The following is a 22551-nucleotide window of genomic DNA, read 5'->3' as shown; positions in this document are numbered from 1 at the left end:
GCAGCCGAAACGCAGATCGCCACAAATGAAAAACTCAGCTTTCGCGGAATGTTCATCGCATTGATCATAGCCTGCTCCACATAAATTCAATCCATCGGCATTCTTCCGACAATTGACTTAACAAATCGCTCTTATTTTGAACACGACACACCACATAACATCGACAATACACCTCATCACAGCTTCCGCCGCGACGAGGGGCTGCCCTGTACTAGAAGGTGACTCCGACGCCGGCGCTGACCGTTTGACCGCTATCCTCGGTCGGATAGGCGCCAGAGCGATTTTCGGCGTTCCAGTGGATCAGGTTGAGCTGGAGGCGAATGACGTTGTCCAGGTACCAGTTGACCCCCGCCGTGGCCGCCCACCCCTCGCCCGCGGTCGGGACGCCGGAGTAGTCGATGTTCTCATAACGAGCCAGCAACTCGATTGCGCCAGGACCGCCGTCCAGCACAGGCCGCAGAACCCGCGGCTGCGCGAAGGTGCCCAGGCGGGCGTTGTAGGGCGGCAGTTCCCCGGTCAAGAAGTAGCCGCTCGACAGGCTCCATGCCTCGCTGACGAAATCCGGCCGTCCGGCGTCCAGCTCTGCATTACGTTTGCCGATCTCGCCCATCACCCACACAGGCCCCATATAGCCGCCTGCTTCGGCGCCATAGCCCCGCGTGCCGGTGCCGCCGGTCAGCGTTCCTGACGATACGCGCAGAGCACCGTTGAAGCGGCCGCCGATTGACGTGTTGCGCGTCAAGGAACCGGCCCCCTCGGCCAGTTGCTCGTCAAAGCCCCAAGCCCCGAGATGTAGCGTGGATCGTGCGGTCTTGACCGGATTCCAGTGAACGCGGCCCATAAGAGTCTGACTGTCGGAAACGACCTGCCGGTTGTCGATATAGTCGCCGCTGAGGGTCAGCGAGGCGTGCCCGCTGCCCCAGAACACACGCGGCATCAGCGAAATGCCGTAGAAGCCGCGTTGCGGGATGATCGCGGTGGCGACAACGTTCCGCTCCAGGAAAGGCGGCGCGTCCGAGCCGCTGGAGCCCTCAAAGCTGCGGTCGTTGAACATATTGCCGAAGCGAACATCGTACGAGATATCGCCGACCGTATCGCGCCATCCGACAAAGGCGGTTCCGACGTCGGAGACGTTGTCGGCGAAGTCATTCTCGAACTGGTAGAAGAAGTTGGGCCCTGCCGCGCCTTCGATCCCGATCCGCAGCGCGCGCATGCCGGTCGTCGTGATATTGCGCGCATCATAGTCTGACCCGAAGGTCGAGCTGGTGTGGGCGATGATGCGGCCGCGCATCTTGAACATGTATTTGCCGTCGGGCGACCGGAAGGTGGGCAGTCCGCCCTTCCACTCGGTCGTCACGCCTGCGGCGTTGATGGCTTCTGCGCGCGCTTGAGCGACGTCCTGTTCCGCCGGACCAGGCGCCACGATATTGGTCGCATACAGCTCTGTCGCACTGTCGTCGTTTGCGTTCGCCAAGCGGGGGACAGCAGCTGTTCGAGCCGCCGGCGCAGGTTGGGATGCGGCCGTTCCAACGGGCTTGGCGGCTTCAATCGCATCAAGCCGAGCGCGAAGCGCCGCGATTTCACCGGCCTGCGCGCGGACCAGAGCAGCGAGTTCAGCCTGATCAACAGAGTCCGACTGCGCAAAACTAGGGCTGGCGAAAAGAATAGCGGAAACCGCCGTGCCTGCAAGAAGCGTCAACTTCATTTCAAAACATTCCCATATTCCGCCCCACTACTCGCAGGACATTATTTATTGAAGTAGATACCCAAGACGCTATACATCACCACTACTTGATCATTTGCTGGATACACCTCGTCCAGCCAAACCATCTTCCCGCTCCAAGAGCCCTCGCCAGAACGCGCAACCCACGCACCGCGCGACACAAAGACGACAGATAAACGTATAACTACTTACGTAAATACCCTTATATTTCACAGAATCTTGCCTCATCTGGCAATTTTTAGGTTAAATATTTTCTAATCGAAGATTCGTATATCTACTTACATCGATAAATTCTGATTTGCTCGTCTATTGATTTTAACTTCCTGAAAATATCTGCCATTTCATTATAAGACAGTCGCCTGACATCGGGTTTCATAAGATCAGCGTGAGGCGATTTGGATATGATTGCGGAAGCGCCACCATCATCATTCACGTCACGAACCACCATTTTCACCCCTGATCTCAGGCCAGCGGTGTCGGCGAATATTGAATGATTACTACGCAACAACAGCCGCCCGCGAAGGACTCGTCTGAAGTCCAGGAGGCCCGAAGGCTTACCGACATGGCCTCCAAGACCGACGGCACGCGGGACTTCGAACTCACCGCCGGCAGGTGTCGCGCCATGGGATCGACTTTCATCGCCTCCGTATTAGAGGCCGTCGTCCACCAGTTGCCGTGCGCGCCGGTCAGCGCCGCCTTGATCCGCAATTGGCCGGGCGATCCGGCGGCGGCGGCGCTCGCCTTGCGGGTCAACGGCGCGCTCCATGCCCTCGCGCGGCGCGGAACCCCGCAGCGGCTCGCGCAGCTTTATCGCGGAGAGCACAATGACTTCGACGGCGCCGTCGCCACCGCGATGTCTGAACAGGACGCCTTCATCGCCGAATGGCTTCGTCACCCGACCCAGACGAATGAAGTCGCACGCGCCGGCGCGACCATGGCGGCTCTCATGGCGTCGGCGCGACGGTGGGGCATGCCGTTCGAGCTTTTGGAATTGGGGTCGAGCTGCGGCCTGAACCTCAACCTCGCGCACTACGCCTATCGCCTGGGCGGAACGGAGGCGGGGGATCGCACCTCCACCGTTCGGATCGAGCCCAGATGGCGGGGCGCGCCTCCGCCGATGGTCCCCGTCTCGATCGCCACGGCGCGCGGTGTGGACCTGCACCCTCTCGACGCATCAAACCCACAGGATCGAGAACGCCTGCTGGCCTTCGCCTGGGCCGACCAGCCCGCCCGCCTCGACCGCCTGGAAAAGGCGCTCGAGATTGCGCGCGCCCATCCGCCCCAGGTCGATCTGGGGGACGCGCCGGCGTGGCTGGCGCGTCGCTTGGCCGAACCGCAGCCGGCGGGCCGTTGCCGGGCCGTGGTCCACACCATGTTCCTGCAATATCTCGACCAGCGCCATCGCGCCGACCTCACGGCGATACTGGCTGCAGCCGGCGACCGGGCGACGCCCGACCGCCCGCTGGTCTGGATCAGTTTTGAATGGACGCCTGACCGCAGCGAGGTGGAGTTGCGCCTGACCTCCTGGCCTCAGGGCGAGACCAGGGTTCTGGCGAAATGCCATCCTTATGGCGACGCGATCGACTGGCAAACGCCCGAGGCCGCCCCCTTCGCCGCTTAAATCGCCTTGATCGCCCCGCCGTCCAGCCGGATCAGCGATCCGGTGACATAGGCGGCGAGCGGGCTGGCCAGGAAGGCGGCGGTCGCGCCGAACTCCTCGGTCGTGCCGATCCGGCCGACGGGGATGGACTTTACCGACTCCGCGCGGGCCTCCTGCGGCGTGACGCCGGTGCGCTCGGCCGTCGCCTGATCCAGGCGTTCGATGCGCGGGGTGTCGATCCGACCCGGCAGCAGGGTGTTGACCGTCACCCCGTCTGGTCCGACCTCGTTGGCCAGGGTCTTGGCCCAGGCGGCCACCGACGCCCGCAAGGTGTTGGACACCCCCAGGGCCGCCGACGGCTCGACCACGGTCGTCGAGGCGACGTTCAATATCCGGCCCCAGCCGGCGGCCCGCATCCGCGGCAAGACCCGATCGGTCAGGCGAAAGACCGACAGCACCATGGACTCGAAATGATCGCGCCAGACCGAGGGCTCCAGGCCCGACACGCCCGACGGCGGCGGCCCGCCGGTGTTGTTCAACAGGATCTCGATATGTCCGCCCAGCAATTCCTCCGCCAGATCGACGGCCTTCAGCAGCGCCTCATGATCGGCCAGGTCCGCCGCGACCACGACCGCGCGCCCCGGTCCTGTGGCGTTCAGTTCGTCCGCCACGGCCTGAAGCTTCACCGCATCGCGCGACAACAGGGCCACGTGGACGCCTTCCGCCACCAATGCGGTCGCCACAGCGCGTCCCAAACCGGATGAGCCGCCGCAAATCAGGGCGCGCTTTTGTGCGAGTTTCAGGTCCATGTCGCCTCCTTGCGTCATTCGAAGCGCGGATATCGGGCTTCCCCTGCGTCAGCGCAACGCGACGTTAACCGAAGCGGCGCACCATCCTCTTCATATGGCCGCCAGCAGCCGTCTGGATCGGCCTTGGAGGGCCGGCCCATGTCGACCAAGATGACCTCGAGCGTGCGTCGCCACAGCGACCATTTCGAGCCGCAAGACACCGATCCGCACGAGCAGCGCCGTCTGCGCGGCCAGCTGGAGCAGATCGACTACGCCGCCTATATCGCCAACAAGGAGCTGATCGGCCACACACTGACCGGGCTGGACGCCGCCTCCTTGCAGAAACTGGCCGTCCTGACCGCCAGCGCCCGCGCCAAATGGGCCGCCGAGGCCCTGCGCCTGGCCCACTCCGGCTCACCCGTCACCCCCGACCAGGTCGCCCGCCTGACCGCCGCCCGCACCGCCTTCGACGAACTCGCCGAAGCCTACGAGGCCCTGCGGCGGATGGTCGAGCGCGGGTACGCGGTGTTGAAGTAGGGAGCGAGAAGCAGCCGTTCTCTACGCCTTGATGTCGACGATGAAATAGGTCGGGCGAAGTCTTGAATCGAGCATGACGATTATCGCAGAAAAATCACCGCAGAAGTTTCGCCTGCCTGCGGCAATCCAGCCGCTGGTTCAAGCTCGCAACGCACTTCGGGATCACTACGGCTACGCCAGCCTTCCATTCACATTTGACGGCAATCTTGTAGGTGACCTGGGCGAAGCAGTCGCTGTCGAGCTGTTCGGCTTGAAACTGGGCCGCCCCTGCGGACCAGGCATAGACGGCGTGGTGGGAGATAAGACCGTTCAGGTCAAAGCAACGGGAACAGGCCGCGGCCCGGCTTTCCGTAAAGTGGAAACTACGGCGGCCCACCTTCTGTTCTTCAGCCTAGATTTTGACCGAGGCGAAGGCGTGATCGAATTCAATGGTCCGGAAGCAATGGTCACAGCCCTTTTGCCTCCGACCTGGGTAGGGCAACGTCAGATCAGTCTAACCGCCATTCGCAGGGTTAACGAGCGCGTACTCGCCACAGACCGCCTGCCGTTGGCAACCCGCTTCATTGAGCCCGATGCAGAACCACGCGTAGCAGCGCTGCTTGGGGCGGCCTAAGCGATTGTTTGATAACGCCTGGTGGAGCCGAGGGGAGGCCCTACCATCTCTATAAACTCAAACACTTATAGTGAGCTCGAGCTCCCGCGTGTGGGTCTCTTGTGTAGCAGCCCGAAGCGTCCCTAGCCAAGTCCCCACGGGGAGGGTGATCGATATTGTTAAAAAAGGAGCTGCTCTTTTTTCTGGCTGGAGGTATGGGATCAAAAAAAAGGAATGCCCAACATGCCCCCCACGCCTTCACAAAGCAAAAGCCCTGACCAGCGACTAAAGCCTGAGGAGGGAGTGCGACAATCTACGCTTAAAAAGCTAATCGAGCTTGGATGGCGTGAAGGGCAACTGCAGTGGAAACCAGAATGGCAGGTTCCAAAGACCCCTCATGATCTTACTAAGCGAGAGCGTGGACAAAAGTACGACACTTGCGGCAGCGCCGATCTTGTCGCCTTCGCTGACACAAGTGGCGAGCCTCACGCTCTACAAGTAATTTTCGAATTTAAAGCGCCAGATATTAACGCGGGTAGCGCCCAATTGAAGCGTTATCTTAGCAGTGAGCCTATGGCGAAGATGGGGTTCTGGACCAATGGTACTCAGACCCTCGCCGTCTATAAGCGGCACTCTGCGGACTGGATCGACGTATCCGGCGCGCCCCTGCCTCAGCCATCTGATGACTTCAGCCAAGCACCCGACAAGCCCCCCACCTGGAACAGCTTGAGTGAACCTTCGGAGGCAATCCTAACCTCCGCGTTGCGGCGCATCATTGCCACCGTGGTTACGCAAGACACGCTCGTGAACCGTCGCGAAGATCAAATGCGCGAGGTTCTGCACGTTATGCTCGTGAAGCTGGAAAGCGACGCGGTGGCCAGTCGCTCGGCGAACCGAGATGAGCCCGTCGACTTCCGACTTTACGGATCCGAGACAGACAAGGTGCGCCTCACGGCTGATCGTGTCCGAGATCTGTTTAAGGCGTACTTCGCAAGACAGCGGACTAGGATTTTCCTCCCTCATGACCGAGACGAGCTTCTGCTCAGTGACAAGACTATTTATGCAATCGTCGCAGAGCTTTGGCCTTATCGGATCTTGGGGGACCAAGTCGATCTTCTAGCAAAGGCCTTCCAGACTTTCCGCACGTCAGCGCTTAAGAGCGGCGAAGGGCAATACCTCACACCATTACGCATCATTAGGCCCGCCGTGATGGCGATGGAGATATCCTCGTCAGACAAGGTCATCGACCCTGCCTGCGGCACAGGAGGCTTCGTCGTTGAAGCGTTGCGACAAGTTGCCGATCGAGAGTTTCCAGATCCTTCCGAAGCCTGGAACCTGATTAAGTGGTCTAACGACAACCTATATGGCATCGACAAGGATGACATCGGGGTAAAGCTGACGCGAGCAATGATGGTGGCGATGCGAGATGGCTCGACCCATGTGCTTCTAGGCGACGCTATCCGGGTTAACGAATGGCCGAACAGTTACACGAAGCTACGAGATGAACTTGGAGCTAAGGAGAGCCCTCACGTTGCAGAGCAGTTCACCGTAGTAATCACTAACCCGCCGTTCGGCGAAGATCTCAAAATCAAGGCGTCGGACTGTAGGGCCGCTGGGTATACGATCTCCATGCACGCCGCCATGAAACCCGGCAAGTATGCCGACCTCGAAATTGGCCTTGTGTATCTTGAACTGGCCCACAGACTATTGCAGGTCGGCGGTCGCGCAGGAATTGTCCTGCCGGAAACTTACCTATTTAGCCACAAGTATAGATGGCTACCAGGATGGCTAGATGGTCGCTTCAAACTCCGAGGAATGATCAACATTCCAATGGAAGCTTTTGAAGAATTTTGTCGGGCTAAAACGAACTTTTATATTTTCGAGAAAGTTGGATACGGGCCTTCTGCAGTCAGCGATGAAGCCTCTACCGACCTCACAAAGGGCGAGGATTGAGCGTGGCTATTCACAAGCCGAAGTGGTTTTCAGACGACTACGTTATGGTTTCGACAGCTCCGACATGCGGACTGAGCAAGGGCGGACGTCTTCTCAAGAAGGTGGACCCGAACACGGCAAAACGTCTTCAAGTGCTCGACCATGAAACCGGCGAGTATGTCGACGCGATTAACGATCAGCTCCTTGAGGACATGGAAGCTCTGTCGGCGCTTCAAACCGTACCACCTGCGGGAAATGTGGCGCTGCCTGAGACCCTTACCTTCGTTCCTAGTGAAGCCGTGGATCTCCGCTGCGCTGTACCGGCATATTATGATCGACGATTTCACTCTCACTTCACTTCAGCGATGAACGGGCCAGAGTTTGCCGGCTTCACTTCAGCAACCCTAGGTGAACTGCTCGAGGAGGGAAAAATCCTTATTCGCGGTGGACATGGCTCACCATCCCAAGAGCAGCGAATTGGCGAGGTGCCTTACATCAAGGTGTCTGACCTGCGAGCTGGCCTCATGAATATTAATCCGACAAACCGTGTTCCCCGCTCGGTTGCCGAGCGGTTCTGGGGGGGCAAGTCATCCGGCCTGCAAGCGTTTGATCTCGTATGCCCGGAGCGCACATCGAAAAATATCGGCGATTTCTGCTTGCTCATGCCCGGGCAAGAGCATGTCTTAATGACTAAGGAAATCATCGTCATTCGACCTGGGGCCGATGCGCCGTTCGACCCATTTTATCTCCTATGGGCGATGACTTTGAAGATTGTCAGAGACCAATGGAAGCGCGTGATTTTCATGCAGACCAACCGGGAGGATGTTGGCAAGCGCTTCTATGAAATCGAAATCCCCGTTCCACCGGACGCGGAGACCGCCACACGAGTATCAGCTTCTTTCCGTGACTATTATCAGACCTTGGCATCGGCCAGGACGAAGCTCCAAACGTACCTTGGAGCCTCCGAAGCGCATCACTTTTTCGTAGCTGGCGCTGAAGGGTTGCAACCAGAAGTTGGGGATGCTGCCGAAACCGAATAGGGGCGCCGGATCGGCGGTTAGGTTGTCGCAAACTAGCAGCACCGCCACCGATTTTTTTTGGCCTTAGGCGCATCGGTTGTGGGTAGCGGTATCGGGTCGAAAATCGACTTAGTTATCCGAGGGGAGCCCTCCGATCTTATGAGGGTCGGGCTCCCCCGCTACCCCTTGCCGGGGGTACCGTCGCAATCCCTGCCATCGACACCGCTCGCGATGGCGCAGAGCATTCCATCGCCGCGCGCGGCTCACAAGTTGTAAGTTATGCGCCACGGCTCATAAGTTATCTTGACGGCGCTTGTGAGCCGGGGTTATGAGCCGGGTTAGAGCTTCCCCTAACTTGTGAGCCACTTATGCACCGCATTGCCTACTACCGTGTCAGCACCGGCGACCAGAGCATTGAAGCCCAACGCGCGGCGCTAGGCGGGGGCTTTGATCAAGAGTTCAGCGACGAGGGTGTGAGTGGTGCAACGCCCGCCGCCTCACGCCCCGGCTTCTCGAACCTGTTGGCGAAGATACGTGGTGGTGACGCGCTATACGTCTACGCCGTTGATCGCCTTGGGCGGGACGCGTTGGACGTTCAGACCACCGTACGCAGACTGATCGACATGGACATCACCGTTCACGTCCACGGCCTGGGTCCGATAGGGCGAGGGGTTGGCGAACTGATCCTTGCTGTCCTGGCTCAGGTCGCTGACATGGAGAGGCAGCGGATTGCCGAGCGGACGCGGGCGGGGCGCGATGTCGCCCGCGCCTCATTAGCGGCCACAGGGCGCACCCACAGGGGCAAGGAGAGCCTTGGGCGGCCCGCTGCTCATAACGGCGCTGCTGTGGCCCTGTGGAGGCGAGAAAACCGGGCCTCCATCGGTGACACCGCGCGCAAGTTCGGCATCTCGCCCGCGACCGTGAAGCGTTACTGCGCTCTCGCACTGGAAAAGAATGGAAGCGCGCCGTTCGTTTGAACAGGGCGTCGTGTCCGGACTGCATGATTGGCCGAAAATTTTCGCGCCACCGCCAAGTGGCTTCAGATCATCCCGACCAGTTAGCCCGGCATCAGCGCATTTACTCGGAGATGCGCGGCCATACTCCTCACCGCCGCACACTTCTTGATCCGTGCGGCCGCTTGAGGAGCCATTCCCTCTAGGACAGCAATCCGCTCAAGCTCGTCGATGGTCTCCATCTCTTGGATGAGGCCCGCAATGTGAGACGCTGTGAGTTTTGTGCGTGTCTCAACAAAGAGATCGCGGAATGCATGATCCAGCACAATGTCATCATACCAGCGCTTGGCGATCAGGCCGATAAAGCCAAACAGCGCCAGCAGCACGATCCAAGAAACAACGCCCATGAGCTCCTCCACGCGCCAACCATACGTAGGATAGAATGGGTCGTAAATACCGTGGCCTCAAATGCCGCAACGCCAGACCTCTCAATGCATGGCGAGGGTGTCTGGAAAGTCTGATGGCGAGGGGGCGTTGCCGAAGCTAGGCGCGGCTATCCTGGCAAGCCGCCGTGAGGTCGCGCTTTCGCAAGAGGCATTGGCTGACGCGTCCGGCATTGATCGATCTCACATGGGGAAAATCGAACGCGGTGAGCGGAACGTCACCCTGCTCAACGTCTTGAAGATCGCCCAAGCGCTGGGCTGCACTGCCTCGGAGTTGCTGCGCCGAGGTGGCCTATAGCCTTCTTGCCAACGCCCGATGCGGCTGTGGTCGTCGCGTGGGGACTGTACGATTGGCAGGATTTTTTGTTGCGGGCTAGGCGATGCGCCCCACCCCTAGCGCATCTGACGCCCATAGATTGATTAGTCTTCGTTGGTGACAGAACCACCGCTCGCTGGGGGTTGGTAGTTTCGATACCCATACAGACAGAGAAACACGCCCTCAGTCATGCCGCCGAAAGGCGGAGGCCTTCATCAAAGGCACGGTCGCACGGGAGAGGCTTGGCTTATGCCAGCCGCGACCGGCGGTTCCCTACGTAGCGCTCGATCCAACTCATGGTCAGACGTACGAAGGCCCGCCTTCCCTCCAAAGTATGATCCATGAGGTAGATGTGCAGTTTCGCATATCTATTTCCCGGGATTGACTAAAGGGGAGAGGCGGTGGCCCACGAACAACTCATCCAATCTATGGTCAGAGAGGCAGGGCCGAGCCGTCCGGATAGGCGACCACGAAGGGTGGATCGAAGTCGAAAGATGGACCCCGCAGACACCCCTAATCTGTATTGAGCTCGGCTGATCCGAACGCCGCGAACCGCACTACCGAAGTGACGATGGCGGCGGCGCAATGGTGGCAAGGCGAGGAACCCGGTAAGCCCGTATTCCAGACACCAAATCCGCAAAACCGAACCCGATGCCGTATGTGTCCGCTACATCGATAGGCGCATGTCCCATCAACTGCCGCTGAACCCGCTCCTCAATCTTGCTACCCCGGCAGTAATCTTTGAACGTGTGTCTGAGGGAATGGAAAACCTTCCGGCTGTCGTTCAAGCCGATTGATCTACGATAGGTGCTGAACCATTCGCCCCACTTCGCTCCATGTCGATCCTCGCCGTTGGGCTTTAGGTCTGGGAACAGCAGCGCCTTCGGGTCACTGCGGGATTGAGCGTATTTCAGGAACCCGAGGTCTATCAGGAAAGGATGGAGCGGGATTAGCCTGATAGCCCCGGCGTTCTTCACATGGTTGCTTCCATCCGGGCCGGTGTTGATGTCGATGCACCAAGCGAGATCGTCATTCTCCTCATCCACCGCATATGGCTCTTCTCTGATGTCGGCCCGTCGGAGCTGAGCTAGTTCCTCCAACCGCGCCCCACTGAACAAAGCTAGAAGCGGCAGCCAATAAGCAGCTTCACCTCGACCGCGTATCGGGCGCGAGCCTGCCGAGTGAACCGGGCCGGAGAAAAGGATGTTGAGGTCGTCCGCTGACCACGGAAGTCGAGCCTTTCCGGGGCGCTTATCGGCGGGTGGTTTGATGTTGGTCGCCGGGTTGATGTCGATGATGCCTTCCTCACAGGCATAACCAAACAGCGTCCGCAACCTGCTCAGCTTCGTTCGTATATTCGCGGGGGTCTGCCCCTCTTGGATGAGGCGTGTTCGGAAAGTGCGAACGTCATCGGCGTTAGCCAGCCGAACGTTGGTGACGCTCGTTCGATCAACAAACCATTGCGCGACCGCTTTGTGCGCCGCGACAGTCTTGGTCTGGGGGCTCCGATCCCTCTGCCACCCCGCTATCAGATCGTCAAAAGACGTGCCTAAGCCTGCTGCCTTTCGCGCTGGCGGTGGCGTCGCTGGCGAAGGACTTTGAGGCGGTTCAGGCCGTGTAGCCAACGCGTTCTTTGCCTTCGCCACGTCAAAATGCGCATCGCTGATCAAGTCTTTGAGCGCTTGTTCCTCAAGGCTGAGAAGGTGATTTGGCACGGAGAGAAGGGCCAGCAAGCGCTGACGTGGGAGTTCCCGCCTTTCGTATTCGGCTTCTTCCTCAAGACACAGACGGAAGGAGAGCTTGGCCTGCTCGATCTGGTACTCCACCTCCTCATCGGAAGGTTCGCCACGGTCGGCGTTGCGGGCCATCAACGGTCTGATTTCAGATAGCTTGCGTCGGATGTGTGCGTCGGGATCGATGGCTAAGGAAGCACGGCGCGCTTCGAACTCTTCATCAAGTTCGACCCATAGCCGAGCATGGATGCGTTTTGCTTCCGCAAAGTCGTTCGTTCCAAGCGCCCGGACGATCTCCTTTCGGCCCTCGTAAGCGGCGATCAAATCCATCGGCACGCGACGTCGAAGGCTGTAAGCGCCGCCTCGCCGGATCAATCCTGTAGGCATGTCAGTCATTGCTCCATGTGTAGCAGACACAGGGCGCTTCGGCATATCTAAGTGACTGATTTCTATGTAAACATAAGCAGATCAAATGCTTATGTAACGCCTGGTGGAGCCGAGGGGAGTCGAACCCCTGACCTCGTCATTGCGAACGACGCGCTCTACCAACTGAGCTACGGCCCCGTTTCCAGTGCTGGATCGGGCCTCCAGGCGAGGGCGGGACATAGAAGGCGCGCGGGCGTGGTGTCAACGGGGTTGTGCGCGCAATCGAAGCAGGCGCGCGAGGGGCGTTGTCGGAAGGGGGCGGGACAGGCTAAAAGCGCCGCTCGCTCGAAGCAGGAGAAGCGTCCATGGGTTTCGCCATCGTCTGGCTGGTCAACGCCGTCATCAGTCTGATGATCTGGTTCATCATCGCCCAGGCGATCCTGAGCTGGCTGGTCGCGTTCGACGTGATCAACTACCGCAACCGTTTCGTCTATTCGGTCGGCACCTTCCTGGATCGGGTCACTGCGCCCCTGCTGGAGCCGTTCCGCCGCATCATCCCGAACCTGGGCGGAATCGACATCTCGCCCATCGTCGTCATCCTGCTGCTTCAGTTCGCCAGCGTCCTGTTCAACCGCACCGCTGGGCCGGCCCTGATCGCCCTTCTGGGCTGACGTCCGAGGTGGCGTCTGGGCGGACACGGCGCGCGGGATTCTCATGGGCAGGGGCGATTCCGCCCTTGCGCCGCGCAGCCAGCTTCCTAAAGGTGCCGGCCCCGACCATTTTTGACCACGGTTCATGAGCACGATCACCACAGTCGCCGTCCTGGGCGCCGGACAGATGGGCGCAGGCATCGCCCACGCCGTGGCCCTGGGCGGCTATTCGGTCCGACTCTATGACGTAGCCGCCGCCCGGCTGCCGCTGGCCCAGGGCGAGATCGCCGCCAGCCTGTCGCGCCATGTCGGGCGCGGCCTGGTCGCCCAGGCCGACGCCGACGCCGCCCTGGCCCGTATCAGCGTCACCGAGGACATCGCAAACGCCGTGGCCGGCGCCGACCTGGTCATCGAAGCGGCGCTGGAGGACGAGGCGGTCAAGAAGGCGATCTACGCCCAGGTCGCGCCCCATCTGGGACCGCAGACCCTGCTGGCCTCCAACACCTCGTCGATTTCGATCACCCGACTGGCTTCCGCCTCGGACCGGCCCGACCGGTTCATCGGCCTGCACTTCATGAAGCCGGCGCCGGTGATGAAGCTGGTCGAGATCGTGCGCGGCATCGCCACCTCGGCCGAGACCCATTCGGCCGCCGTCGCCTTCGCCGAGAGCCTGGGCAAGACCACCACCGACGCCGAGGACTTCCCCGCCTTCATCGTCAACCGCATCCTGGTGCCGATGATGAACGAGGCGATCTTCGCCCTGTACGAAGGGGTCGGCAATGTCGCCTCCATCGACAAGGCGCTGCGTCTGGGCGCCAATCATCCGATGGGCCCGCTGGAACTGGCGGACTTCATGGGTCTGGACGTGGTCCTGGCCATCATGAACGTGCTGTACGACGGCCTGGCCGACAGCAAATACCGTCCCTGCCCCCTGCTGGTGAAATATGTCGAGGCCGGCTGGCTGGGCCGCAAGAGCGGGCGCGGCTTCTATGACTATTCCGGCGACACGCCGGCGCCGACGCGATGAGCCGGTTCGAGACCTATGCCGACCTGCCCGGCCAGGCGACGATCCATTCGCGCCCCGCGCCCCTGTATCCGATCCTGGCGTCCATCGCCGGCGCGGCCTGGCCGCCGCTGCTGCTGACCCTGCCCCTCTGGCCGCCGAAGGCCGTGGGCGCGGGACGTGATCTGGACTGGCGGCTGCTGGTGCTGCTGATCGGTCTGGTCGTGGTTCCGGTCGCCCTGTGGCGCATCGTCGAGGAACGTCGGCGCAGCGGCCGGCCGGGTTCACGGCTGGGCGTCGTGTGGCGGTTCATGCTGTTCGGCGGCCTGGCCGCAGCGGCGGTTCAGGTATTCTGGGTCCTGGGGATGACCCTGTTCGGCTGGTTCGAGGCCGGCGACGTGATGCAGGCCCTGGGCGCGACCGAGACGACCTTGCTGATCTTCGGCGTCCTCGGCCTGCCCATCGCCATGATTGTCGGCGTCAGCTATGCCTTGTGGGCGGGGCTTTGCGCCGCCTTCATCGCCTTTGAGGCCAAGCCGGCCGTGAAGGACAGACTGGGCCTGATGCCGAAGGGCTGACAGGCTCGCTAGACGGATTGGGGGATCCAGATGGCGGCCGAAGACATCCAGATACAAGCCGCGCCGCGCCTCGCGCCAGTCGCCACGAAACAGCGAATCGCGCCGCTGGACCTGATCCGGGGCCTGGCCATACTGGGCATTCTGGCGGTCAACGCCGACGGTTTCGGTGCCACCATGTCCGCCTACGGCAATATCGACCTGTGGCCCTTCCCCCACGAAGGCTGGACGGCCCTGTCGAAATGGATCGTCGACGCCTTCTTCCACCAGAAATTCATCACCCTCTTCTCGATGCTGTTCGGGGTGTCCTTGTTCCTGGTGGGAGGCGAGCGCAGCGACAAGCCGCGCGGAAAACTGTTGCGGCGGCGGCTGTTCTGGCTGTTCGTTTTCGCCCTGTTCCATGGCCTGGCGCTGTGGTGGGGCGACGTGTTGCTGCTGTACGCCTGGTCCGGGCTCTTTGTGATGTTCGCCCGGTCGTGGCGGCCGCGCACCCTCTTCATCGTCGGCGTGCTTCTGTACGGCCTGTTCACTGCGCTGCAGATCCTGGGACCGCTAACGCTTCAATTCGCGCCGCCCGAGACCCAGGCCGAGGTTGCCGCCCAGATGCATCCCTCCGCCGAGCGGATCGCAGAGGTCCGCGCCCAGTTCGCCGATGCGGGCGGGTCGCTCGCCGGGGCCTATCGCCAGAATTTCGCCGGGTGGAAGGCGTTGCAGTTGCCCAGCGTCCTGGCCTTCTTCGTCCCTACGGTCGGGCTGATGATGATCGGCCTGGGCCTGTTCAAGACCGGCTTCTTCAAGGGTGAACGGGGCGTCGGAGCCTATGTGGCGACCTTCATTATCGGCGCTGCCTCACTGGCGTGCGTGGCCTGGCTGAGCTGGCAGGAGGTTATGGCGGGCGCGGAGCTGCTGTGGGCAGGCGGGGTCGAGGGGCTGCTGAATCCGCTGGTCAGCCTGGGCTACGCCTCCGTGCTGATCCTGATCTGGAAGGCGGGCGCGGCCGGGTTCCTGTCGCCTCTGGCCGCAGCCGGACGAATGGCCTTCACCAACTATCTGACCCAGTCGCTGATCATGACCTCGATCTTCTATGGCGGACGGGGCCTGGGGCTGATGGGACAGGTGGATCGGCCGGCCCTGTGGGGGCTGGTGATCGCGATCTGGGTGCTGCAACTGATCTGGTCGCCGCTGTGGCTGTCGCGGTTCAACATGGGGCCGCTGGAGTGGGTCTGGCGCTGCCTGACCTACGGTCGCCTGGTGCCGATCCGAAAAGAGGCCTGATCGCGCTTTTATCGCAGGCGCGAAGGGATTAACTGGGGGCCATGGCCGCCCCGGATACTCCCGCCGAAACCTTCAAGCGCGCGCTGGGCCATGCCGCCCGCGCCCTGGCCGAACAGCCCGAGCTGGAGGTTGTGTTCGGGTCGGACGGTCCGAAACTGGTCGGCGGGATACTGACCCTGCCGCATCCGCCGCGCGACCCCTCGGGGCCGGAGAGCGCCTCCCTGCGGGGCCAGGCCGACCGGCTGGCGCTGCGCCTCGCCAATCACGACACGGACATCAACGCGCGGATGCGACCGCTCGACAGCAAGGCGGCCGAGGTGTTCGACGCGGTCGAACAGGCGCGGGTCGAGGCCGTGGGTTCGGAATATCTGGCCGGGGTGCGCGACAATCTGGGGGCCGCCCTGGTGACGCGACTGGAAAAGACCGGCGCGCTCCGCATCGCTGAAGCAGAGCGGGTGCCGGTGTCCGAGGCGGTGGCCCTGCTGGTCCGCGAACGGCTGACAGGCCGTCCGTCGCCGGACGGCGCCAAGTCCATGCTGGACCTGGTGCGCGCCGGCATCGAGGCCAAGGCGGGAGAAAAGCTGGACGCCCTGGCGGCGACAGCGGCTGACCAGGCGGGCTTTGCCGAAAAGATGCGCGACGTGCTGCGCGCCCTGGACCTCGACCCCGGCGACGGGCGGGGCGAGGACACGTCCGAGGATCCCGGCGATGAGGAGCCGGATCCCCAGGAACCCGACGCCAGCGACGAACCCGACGAGGACGAGGACGAGCAGGGCGGCGAAGGCTCCCAGTCGATGGAGGGCGACGCCGATGATCAGTCGTCGGAGCAAGAGCGCGAAAGCCGCCCCGAGGGCGCGCCCGCCGACCCCGACGGCGACGGCTCGGAGGACGGCCCCGAACTGAACGAGGGCCAGCAGCCCAATCGCCAGCAGACCGCCGACGACGGCCGGGCGGTCGACTTCTACCGTGTCTTCACCACCGCCTATGACGAGGTGGTGGACGCCGCCGACCTGTGCGACCCGATGGAGCTGGAGCGGCTGCGCAACCTGCTGGACCAGCAGCTGACCATCCTGTCCAGCGTGGTCTCGCGCCTGGCCAACAAGCTGCAACGCCGCCTGCTGGCGCAGCAGAATCGGTCGTGGATGTTCGATCTGGAAGAGGGGATGCTGGACACGGCGCGCCTGACCCGGATCGTCACCGATCCGACCGCCCCCCTGTCGTTCAAGGCTGAGAGCGAGAGCCCGTTCCGCGATACGGTCGTGACCCTGCTGCTGGACAATTCCGGCTCGATGCGCGGGCGGCCGATCATGGTGGCGGCGGTCTGCGCCGACATCCTGGCGCGGACCCTGGAGCGGTGCGGGGTCAAGGTCGAGATCCTGGGCTTCACCACCCGCGCCTGGAAGGGCGGGCAGAGCCGCGAGGCCTGGATCAGCGCCGGCAAACCCGCCAATCCGGGCCGTCTGAACGACCTGCGCCACATCATCTACAAGGCCGCCGACGCGCCCTGGCGCCGGGCCAAGAAGAACCTGGGCCTGATGATGCGCGAAGGCCTGCTGAAGGAGAATATCGACGGCGAGGCCCTGCAATGGGCGCACAATCGCCTGTTGGCCCGCACCGAGCAGCGCCGCATCCTGATGGTCATTTCCGACGGCTCGCCGGTCGATGACTCGACCCAGTCGGCCAACGCCGCCCTCTATCTGGACAAACATCTGCGCCAGGTCATCGCCGAGATCGAGGACCGGTCGCCGGTCGAGCTTCTGGCCATCGGCATCGGCCATGACGTGACCCGCTGGTACCGCAAGGCCCTGACCATCGTCGATGTGGAACAGCTGGCCGGCGCCATGACCGAGAAGCTGGCGGAACTGTTCGAGGCCGAAAGCGCCGTTGTTCCGGCCCGCCGGGTGCGCAAGAAGCTGGCCGCATGAGCCGGTTGCATCGCCTCGCCGTCGTCTGGGCCGCCCTGGCGCTGACGGCCTGCGCCGCCACCCTCGGCCCGCCTCAGCCCAGTCTGTCCGATAACGACGGCTGGGCCTCTACGCCTGCGGAACTGAAGACCGTTGGGCTGGGCCTGCCCGGCGCGGTTCTGGCGCCCGAGGTCCGCTTCGCCAGCGGGGTGGAGATCGTCGCGGGCCTGGGCTCGCCCCTGCATGGGCTTTCCGACCTGAAACTGACCGGCGACGGCGGTTTCGTGGCCGTGTCCGACGCGGGGGATTTGGTGCGCGGCGCGCTGCGGCTTGACGCCCAAGGACGACTTGTGGGCGTCGATCGCCTGGCGTCGCGTCGCTTGACGCTGGAGAATGGCCAGCCGATCGCCGACAAGATCGACGGGGACGCCGAGGGTCTGGCCCTGACCCGCTCGGGCGATCTGCTGATCAGTTTCGAGCGCCGTCACCGCATCTGGAACTATGGCCCCCTGTCCGCCCTGCGCGCACCGGCGCCTGTGTCGGCGCCCGACGCGGCCTTCCCCGAAAATGAGGGGATGGAAGGTCTGGCCGCCGCCCTGCCGCGCCAAGGCGAAGGCTGGCGCGCCCTGGGCGAAGGGGGCGGCGTGTGGGACTGCACGACCGAACGGTGCCGCATGGTCACCCCGCCACCGGCTGAAGCGCCGAAAGACAGCGACTATCGCTCCACCGGCCTGGATCGCGATCCCTCGGGAGAGGGGTGGTTCATGGTCGAGCGTCGCTATTCGCCGCCGTTCGACATGCGCGGACGTATTCGCCGATTGGCGCCCGATGGGACTCCGGGTCCAATCCTGGTCGAGCTGAAACTGCCCGGCACGACCGACAACTTCGAGGGCGTCGCGGCCGAGCGGCGAGGCCAGGGCACACGGCTCTATCTGCTGTCCGACGACAACGCCAACCCGGCCCAGCGCACCCTGCTGCTGGCCTTCGACGTCCGATAGATCAGGCCGCGCCCGCCCACTGTGCGGTCTCCGGCTCGCCCTCGACCGCCAGCAGTCCCTTGACGAAGGCGTCGCGCCAGACGCCGACGTCGGTGTCGCGCACCACCTGCATCAGAGCCTCCCATTTCCGGATCCGCTCGGCGAGGGGCATGGTCAGGGCCTTCTGGATGGCGTCCGACAGTTCCTCGCGGCTGTAGGGATTGACCAGCAGGGCCTCGCCCATCTGTTCGGCCGCTCCGGCAAAGCGCGACAGGATCAGGACGCCGGGATCATCAGGGTTCTGCGAGGCCACATATTCCTTGGCCACCAGGTTCATCCCGTCGCGTAGCGGCGTCACCAGTCCGACCCGCGCGGCGCGATAGATGCCGGCCAGCTGATCGCGGCGATAGGTGCGGTTCAGATATCGGACCGGTTGCCAGTCCATATCGCCAAACGCGCCGTTCACTCGTCCAGCCAGAGAATCCAGACGCGCGCGCAGATCCTGATAGGAGTCCACATCGTCGCGTGAGATCGGCGTCACCTGCAGCAGGAAGACTTCGCCCCGCATCGAGGCGTTGTCGTGGAGGAACTGCTCGTAGCCAAGCAGTCGCTCCTCCAACCCCTTCGAATAGTCCAGCCGGTCCACGCCGACGATCATGGCGCGGAAGGCGGCCGAAGCCGCCATCCGGTCATAGGTTCGCGCCCCCAGGGTCGAGTTGCGCGCCGCGAGAAATCCTTCGACGTCGATGCCGATGGGGAAGACGCCGGTCTGGACCCGCCGCCCGAAACACTCCAGCCCGCCATGGCCGAACAGCTCTCCCTGGGCCTCGCTGACCACATAGTCGGTGAACAGATCGCTCCATTCCTGGGTGTGGAAGCCGATCAGATCGAAGTCGAACATCGACTCCACCAGCCGCCGGTGATGCGGCAAGGTGACCAGCAACTGACGCGCCGGCCAGGGCGTATGCAGGAAGAAGCCGATCCGGTTCCTGATCCCCAGGCGGCGCAGATCCCGCGCCATCGGGATCATGTGATAATCATGGATCCAGATGATGTCGTCCGGCTGGATCACCGGCGCCAGAACCTCGGCGAACCGGCGGTTCACCCGCTCATAACCTTCGCCGTATGAGCGTTCGTACTGGGCCAGGTCGATCCGGTGGTGGAACAGGGGCCACAGGGTCTTGTTGGCGTAGCCGTTGTAATATTCGTCGACATCCTGCGGCTCCAGATCAACCAGACCGACGGTGACTCCGGCCCTGTCCTCGACCTTCATCTCGCCAGTGAAGGTCTCGACCGTGTCGCCCGACCAGCCGAACCACAGGCCGTCGTATTTCCTCAGCGCGGCGGACAGGGCCATGGCCAAGCCGCCGGCCGAGCCGGCGGCAGGATCTGAAGGGGCGGACACCCGGTTGGATACGACGATAAGGCGACTCATGACTTCACTTTGGCGGCGACCCCAGCCCCGGGGTCAGACAGGTGTTCGGCGTATCAACGCACGTCGGTCCAGGAACGGCTCAACATCACGGCGCAATTGATGATGCCGACCAGGGAATAGGTCTGGGGGTAATTGCCCCACAGTTCGCCATCCTCGACCGAGATGTCCTCGCTCAGCAGGCCGGCGTGGGTGCGCCGGGCCAGCATCTCTTCGAAAATGGCCCGCGCCTCTTCGACCCTGCCGTTCTGGTGCAGGGCCTCGATGAACCAGAAGGTGCAGAAGTTGAAGGCCGTCTCCGGTTCGCCGAAATCGTCCGGCTCGACATAGCGGAACAGGAAGGGCCCCTTCTTCAGGTCGCGCTCGATGGCGTCGAAGGTGGCTATCTGGCGGGGATCGTGAGCATCGAGGAAGCCCAGATCCGTCAGTTGCAGCAGGGAGGCATCCAACTCGCGACCACCGAAACTGGCCGCGAACCGGCCCTCGTCCGGCAGGAAGGTCTCGGCCTCGACCCGCTCGCGGATAATCGTCGCCCGCCCGCGCCAGACCTCGCCACGCGCGGTCAGGCCCAGATGGTCCGCCGCCTTGGCCAGGCGATCACAGGCCGCCCAGCACATGACCGAGGAATAGGTGTGGACCCGAGCGATGGTGCGGAACTCCCACAGGCCGGCGTCGGTCTGGTCGTGCATGGCGAAGGCGCGTTCGCCGACCCGCTCCAGAGCGTGGAAATCCGCAATCGTGCCGGGCCGCAAAAGCCGCTGGTCGTAGAAGGCTTGCACCAGCGGCAGAACGATCTGTCCGTAGACGTCGTGTTGAAGATGCTCGTGCGCCTGATTGCCGATCCGCACCGGCTTCATGCCGCGATAGCCCTCGACCGAATCGATGATGCTCTCGCCGATTCCGGGCTCCAGACCCACGCCATAGACCGGCTGCACATGCCCCCCGGCGGCGTCATCGACCAGATTGCGCAGATAGCCCAGGTAGTTCTCCAGGATATCGACCGCGCCCAGACGGTTCAGGGCCCGCACGGTGTAATAGGCGTCGCGGATCCAGCAGTAGCGATAGTCCCAGTTGCGCCCGCTCTCCTTGAACTCGGGCACCGAGGTGGTCATGGCGGCGACGATGGCCCCCGTCTCCTCATAGGCGCAGAGCTTCAGGGTTATGGCGGCACGAATGACGGCCTCCTGATAGTCCAGGGGCAGATACAGTTTGCGCACCCAATCCTGCCAATAGGCGACGGTGCGATCCAGAGCGGCCTGAACGCCAGGGCCGACATCCTGATCGTAACCCTCGTCCGGACCGAGGAAGAAGGCGTGCGGCCGCTCCAATCGGAATGTCCGCTCTTCCAGCACATGCGACACGGGGCAGTCCGTAGTCAGGCGGAAGGTGACGTCCGGACACATGAAGCGGATGTGGTTCGATCCCGAGGTGCAAGGCGCCGGCCGGGCGCCCCAGTCAGCGGACGGGCGCAGCCGTATGCGAATGCGCGGCGTGCCTTGCAGCGGACGGACGATCCGGCCGAAGGCCAACGGTCGGTAGGTGCGCGAATGTTTCGGATGGCGGGGCGCGAAATCGATGATCTCGACCGCCGCCCCGTCTTCAGCCGTCAGCACAGTCCGCAACACCGGCGTATTGCGAATATAGGCTTGGCTGACGTGTTTCAGACCTTCCAGTTCAACGGCCCAGTAGCCGTGATCCGGCGCCTCGCCGTTCATCAGGGCCGAAAAGACCGGGTCGCCGTCAACACGCGGCGCGCAGGCCCAGACGAACCGGCCTTGGCGGTCAATCAGGGCGCTGATGGCGCAGTTGCCGATCGGAAAGAGGTCGAGATTGGGCTTCATCGGTTCAGGCCTCCGCCACGGCTTCGAGCCAGGACAGGACGGCGTCCACATCGTCCAGTCGGTAGCGGGCGGCGGTGTCTCGTTCCGGCCCCACCAGCACCCCATAGCCGCCCAGCGCAGCGGCGGCTTCGAACCCGTGCTCGTCAGTCAGATCGTCGCCCAGCATGACAGGGATCGCGCCCTTGAACGGCTCGTCCTGCATGAAGGCGGTCACGGCCGTGCCCTTGTCGGCGCCGGGGGTCTTCAGTTCCAGAACCATATGGCCGGGCTGCAAGGTCAGGCCGGTCTCAGCCTGGAGACGCTCCGCCAACGCCACCGCCGCCGCGGTCTGATCGGGCGCCTGACGATAGTGCAGGCCGGCCGACACGCCCTTGTCCTCAACGATCACGCCCGGCCGATCAGCCGCGAAGGCCTGAAACGCCGTCAGGGCCGCAGCCACGCCGGCGTCAGCCGCCTCGCGCCGGATCGAGCCGTCCTTGAGCCGGCGTTCCAGCCCGTGCACGCCGGAAGCGGAGATCAGGGCCGCCCCCGATATTCGGTCGATCTCGACGATGGTGCGCCCGCTGACGATGGCGGCCCGGCCCGCCAAGCGCGCATCGACGGCCTTCAACACATCTGTACGACGGCTGAGCGGTCCAACGCCGTCGGGGGTCGGCGCCATCGGGGCGAGAACCCCGTCCATGTCCAGGAACAGGGCGACACCCTCGGCAAGGACAGGCGGCGTGGGCAATAACAGCGCGGCGGCTCCGGCGTGAGACGGCATGTGACTTCGAACTCTTTTTGACTTCCCCAGCACCACCCAACGCGCCAGTGCGGCAAAGGTTGACCCGAAAGCGACAAAGTCGTCTGAAAGGTCTTGTTGCGCGCAGCCTTGGGATGCGGCAGATCGCGC

The 22551-nt window shown here is 62.9% G+C and carries 20 protein-coding genes and 1 tRNA gene; 13 read left to right on the top strand and 8 right to left on the bottom strand.

The window, feature by feature from the left end:
• Positions 1-211: 211 nt before the first annotated feature.
• The gene (locus tag ACW177_RS02845) at positions 212-1705 is read right to left on the bottom strand and encodes an OprO/OprP family phosphate-selective porin (protein WP_492027155.1); all 1494 of its coding nucleotides are present in this window, start codon (positions 1703-1705) and stop codon (positions 212-214) included.
• A 580-nt stretch (positions 1706-2285) separates the two neighbouring features.
• Here ACW177_RS02845 and ACW177_RS02840 point away from each other — a divergent pair.
• Positions 2286-3344: a DUF2332 domain-containing protein gene (locus tag ACW177_RS02840; protein ID WP_492027154.1), complete on the top strand. Its 1059-nt coding sequence runs from the start codon at positions 2286-2288 to the stop codon at positions 3342-3344.
• Here ACW177_RS02840 and ACW177_RS02835 read toward each other — a convergent pair.
• Positions 3341-4132 (bottom strand): SDR family oxidoreductase, encoded by a 792-nt coding sequence (locus ACW177_RS02835; RefSeq protein ID WP_492027153.1) that lies wholly within the window; start codon positions 4130-4132, stop codon positions 3341-3343. The genes ACW177_RS02840 and ACW177_RS02835 overlap by 4 nt on opposite strands.
• Before the next feature lie 138 nt (positions 4133-4270).
• Here ACW177_RS02835 and ACW177_RS02830 point away from each other — a divergent pair, with 138 nt between their 5' ends.
• From ACW177_RS02830 to ACW177_RS02810, 5 genes are all read left to right on the top strand, one after another.
• On the top strand, positions 4271-4648 hold the full coding sequence (locus ACW177_RS02830; protein WP_492027152.1) for a hypothetical protein: 378 nt from the start codon (positions 4271-4273) through the stop codon (positions 4646-4648).
• A 73-nt stretch (positions 4649-4721) separates the two neighbouring features.
• Positions 4722-5261 carry a DUF6998 domain-containing protein gene (locus tag ACW177_RS02825; protein WP_492027151.1) on the top strand — a complete coding sequence of 180 codons (540 nt, stop codon included), beginning with the start codon at positions 4722-4724 and terminating at the stop codon, positions 5259-5261.
• A gap of 222 nt (positions 5262-5483) precedes the next feature.
• Positions 5484-7193: a type I restriction-modification system subunit M gene (locus tag ACW177_RS02820; RefSeq protein WP_492027150.1), complete on the top strand. Its 1710-nt coding sequence runs from the start codon at positions 5484-5486 to the stop codon at positions 7191-7193.
• A 2-nt stretch (positions 7194-7195) separates the two neighbouring features.
• The gene (locus ACW177_RS02815) at positions 7196-8212 is read left to right on the top strand and encodes a hypothetical protein (RefSeq protein ID WP_492027149.1); all 1017 of its coding nucleotides are present in this window, start codon (positions 7196-7198) and stop codon (positions 8210-8212) included.
• A gap of 347 nt (positions 8213-8559) precedes the next feature.
• On the top strand, positions 8560-9168 hold the full coding sequence (locus ACW177_RS02810) for a recombinase family protein (protein WP_492027148.1): 609 nt from the start codon (positions 8560-8562) through the stop codon (positions 9166-9168).
• Positions 9169-9248: 80 nt separating this feature from the next.
• Here ACW177_RS02810 and ACW177_RS02805 read toward each other — a convergent pair whose 3' ends face one another.
• The gene (locus ACW177_RS02805; RefSeq protein WP_492027147.1) at positions 9249-9551 is read right to left on the bottom strand and encodes a hypothetical protein; all 303 of its coding nucleotides are present in this window, start codon (positions 9549-9551) and stop codon (positions 9249-9251) included.
• A 61-nt stretch (positions 9552-9612) separates the two neighbouring features.
• On the opposite strand from ACW177_RS02805, the gene ACW177_RS02800 reads away from it, so the two are divergent.
• Positions 9613-9885, top strand: a complete 273-nt coding sequence (locus ACW177_RS02800) for a helix-turn-helix domain-containing protein (RefSeq protein ID WP_492027146.1) — start codon at positions 9613-9615, stop codon at positions 9883-9885.
• Positions 9886-10460: 575 nt separating this feature from the next.
• On the opposite strand, the gene ACW177_RS02795 is transcribed toward ACW177_RS02800, so the two are convergent.
• A complete protein-coding gene (locus tag ACW177_RS02795) occupies positions 10461-12032 on the bottom strand; it encodes a DUF6538 domain-containing protein (RefSeq protein WP_492027145.1) in 1572 nt (523 codons plus the stop codon).
• 92 nt (positions 12033-12124) lie between these two features.
• Positions 12125-12200 (bottom strand) — tRNA-Ala (locus ACW177_RS02790).
• A gap of 167 nt (positions 12201-12367) precedes the next feature.
• Here ACW177_RS02790 and ACW177_RS02785 point away from each other — a divergent pair.
• From ACW177_RS02785 to ACW177_RS02760, 6 genes are all read left to right on the top strand, one after another.
• Positions 12368-12673 carry a YggT family protein gene (locus ACW177_RS02785; RefSeq protein WP_492027144.1) on the top strand — a complete coding sequence of 102 codons (306 nt, stop codon included), beginning with the start codon at positions 12368-12370 and terminating at the stop codon, positions 12671-12673.
• Between the two features lie 124 nt (positions 12674-12797).
• A complete protein-coding gene (locus ACW177_RS02780) occupies positions 12798-13679 on the top strand; it encodes a 3-hydroxybutyryl-CoA dehydrogenase (protein ID WP_492027143.1) in 882 nt (293 codons plus the stop codon).
• Complete coding sequence (locus tag ACW177_RS02775; protein ID WP_492027142.1) at positions 13676-14233, top strand: phthalate transporter; 558 nt, start codon at positions 13676-13678, stop codon at positions 14231-14233. Before ACW177_RS02780 ends, ACW177_RS02775 begins: the two co-directional genes overlap by 4 nt.
• A 30-nt stretch (positions 14234-14263) precedes the next feature.
• Positions 14264-15505, top strand: a complete 1242-nt coding sequence (locus tag ACW177_RS02770; protein ID WP_492027141.1) for a DUF418 domain-containing protein — start codon at positions 14264-14266, stop codon at positions 15503-15505.
• A gap of 41 nt (positions 15506-15546) precedes the next feature.
• Positions 15547-17430 carry a cobaltochelatase subunit CobT gene (gene cobT, locus ACW177_RS02765; RefSeq protein WP_492027140.1) on the top strand — a complete coding sequence of 628 codons (1884 nt, stop codon included), beginning with the start codon at positions 15547-15549 and terminating at the stop codon, positions 17428-17430.
• Positions 17427-18407, top strand: coding sequence for an esterase-like activity of phytase family protein (locus tag ACW177_RS02760; protein WP_492027139.1), 981 nt, complete (start codon positions 17427-17429; stop codon positions 18405-18407). The genes cobT and ACW177_RS02760 overlap by 4 nt, the downstream gene beginning before the upstream one ends.
• A gap of 1 nt (position 18408) precedes the next feature.
• On the opposite strand, the gene ACW177_RS02755 is transcribed toward ACW177_RS02760, so the two are convergent.
• From ACW177_RS02755 to otsB, 3 genes are read right to left on the bottom strand one after another with little or no spacing between them, the layout of a single operon-like run.
• Positions 18409-19821, bottom strand: coding sequence for an alpha,alpha-trehalose-phosphate synthase (UDP-forming) (locus tag ACW177_RS02755; RefSeq protein ID WP_492027138.1), 1413 nt, complete (start codon positions 19819-19821; stop codon positions 18409-18411).
• 53 nt (positions 19822-19874) lie between these two features.
• Entirely contained in the window at positions 19875-21659 is a 1785-nt protein-coding gene (locus ACW177_RS02750; protein ID WP_492027137.1) for a glycoside hydrolase family 15 protein, read from the bottom strand.
• A gap of 4 nt (positions 21660-21663) precedes the next feature.
• Entirely contained in the window at positions 21664-22422 is a 759-nt protein-coding gene (gene otsB / locus ACW177_RS02745) for a trehalose-phosphatase (protein ID WP_492027136.1), read from the bottom strand.
• Positions 22423-22551: the final 129 nt, after the last annotated feature.

Source organism: Brevundimonas sp. AVps23W (genome assembly GCF_058681395.1).
Note: the sequence above shows the minus strand (reverse complement) of the source record. Positions and strands in the feature narration are given on the sequence as shown.

What these genes read in the sequence shown, in the direction of transcription:
- ACW177_RS02845 (WP_492027155.1), bottom strand. Translation starts at nt 1,705, where the DNA reads ATGAAGTTGACGCTTCTTGCAGGCACGGCGGTTTCCGCTATTCTTTTC.
- ACW177_RS02840 (WP_492027154.1), top strand. Translation starts at nt 2,286, where the DNA reads ATGGCCTCCAAGACCGACGGCACGCGGGACTTCGAACTCACCGCCGGC.
- ACW177_RS02835 (WP_492027153.1), bottom strand. Translation starts at nt 4,132, where the DNA reads ATGGACCTGAAACTCGCACAAAAGCGCGCCCTGATTTGCGGCGGCTCA.
- ACW177_RS02830 (WP_492027152.1), top strand. Translation starts at nt 4,271, where the DNA reads ATGTCGACCAAGATGACCTCGAGCGTGCGTCGCCACAGCGACCATTTC.
- ACW177_RS02825 (WP_492027151.1), top strand. Translation starts at nt 4,722, where the DNA reads ATGACGATTATCGCAGAAAAATCACCGCAGAAGTTTCGCCTGCCTGCG.
- ACW177_RS02820 (WP_492027150.1), top strand. Translation starts at nt 5,484, where the DNA reads ATGCCCCCCACGCCTTCACAAAGCAAAAGCCCTGACCAGCGACTAAAG.
- ACW177_RS02810 (WP_492027148.1), top strand. Translation starts at nt 8,560, where the DNA reads ATGCACCGCATTGCCTACTACCGTGTCAGCACCGGCGACCAGAGCATT.
- ACW177_RS02805 (WP_492027147.1), bottom strand. Translation starts at nt 9,551, where the DNA reads ATGGGCGTTGTTTCTTGGATCGTGCTGCTGGCGCTGTTTGGCTTTATC.
- ACW177_RS02800 (WP_492027146.1), top strand. Translation starts at nt 9,613, where the DNA reads ATGCCGCAACGCCAGACCTCTCAATGCATGGCGAGGGTGTCTGGAAAG.
- ACW177_RS02795 (WP_492027145.1), bottom strand. Translation starts at nt 12,032, where the DNA reads ATGACTGACATGCCTACAGGATTGATCCGGCGAGGCGGCGCTTACAGC.
- ACW177_RS02785 (WP_492027144.1), top strand. Translation starts at nt 12,368, where the DNA reads ATGGGTTTCGCCATCGTCTGGCTGGTCAACGCCGTCATCAGTCTGATG.
- ACW177_RS02780 (WP_492027143.1), top strand. Translation starts at nt 12,798, where the DNA reads ATGAGCACGATCACCACAGTCGCCGTCCTGGGCGCCGGACAGATGGGC.
- ACW177_RS02775 (WP_492027142.1), top strand. Translation starts at nt 13,676, where the DNA reads ATGAGCCGGTTCGAGACCTATGCCGACCTGCCCGGCCAGGCGACGATC.
- ACW177_RS02770 (WP_492027141.1), top strand. Translation starts at nt 14,264, where the DNA reads ATGGCGGCCGAAGACATCCAGATACAAGCCGCGCCGCGCCTCGCGCCA.
- cobT (WP_492027140.1), top strand. Translation starts at nt 15,547, where the DNA reads ATGGCCGCCCCGGATACTCCCGCCGAAACCTTCAAGCGCGCGCTGGGC.
- ACW177_RS02760 (WP_492027139.1), top strand. Translation starts at nt 17,427, where the DNA reads ATGAGCCGGTTGCATCGCCTCGCCGTCGTCTGGGCCGCCCTGGCGCTG.
- ACW177_RS02755 (WP_492027138.1), bottom strand. Translation starts at nt 19,821, where the DNA reads ATGAGTCGCCTTATCGTCGTATCCAACCGGGTGTCCGCCCCTTCAGAT.
- ACW177_RS02750 (WP_492027137.1), bottom strand. Translation starts at nt 21,659, where the DNA reads ATGAAGCCCAATCTCGACCTCTTTCCGATCGGCAACTGCGCCATCAGC.
- otsB (WP_492027136.1), bottom strand. Translation starts at nt 22,422, where the DNA reads ATGCCGTCTCACGCCGGAGCCGCCGCGCTGTTATTGCCCACGCCGCCT.